Genomic DNA, 319 nt, shown 5'->3' on the forward strand with positions numbered 1-319 from the left:
TTCAATTTGGGGGTGCTCCGACACACTTTACATCTGGGATTCTTCAATTCGACAGCATTAATTAATTTGCCACAGCCGTCGCATTGATCGCCCCGGGCGTCCTCGTATGAGCATCCGAGATTCGGGCAACCACCTTCGACGAACCTATCTGCCAAAAATCGGTCGCACTTTTCGCAATGCAGCTGATCCACCGACTCCGTGGTCATGAAACCGTTACCGTTCAATTGCAGAAATACGTCTTGGACGATCTCAGTTTGGGCCGGCGTCGACGTTCTGCCAAAATGATCGAAACTAATATCAAACCATTTGTAGATATCAC

Annotated in this window: 1 protein-coding gene; it reads right to left on the minus strand. The window is 48.6% G+C overall.

The annotated features are described in order from the left end of the window. A partial coding sequence (locus tag QWY28_RS24580; RefSeq protein ID WP_369292715.1) for a class I tRNA ligase family protein occupies positions 1-314 on the minus strand: 314 nt, incomplete at its 3' end. Between the last annotated feature and the right edge of the window lie 5 nt (positions 315-319).

The sequence above is a fragment of the Nocardioides oceani genome (genome assembly GCF_030412965.1).
Classification (GTDB): Bacteria; Actinomycetota; Actinomycetes; order Propionibacteriales; family Nocardioidaceae; genus Nocardioides; species Nocardioides oceani.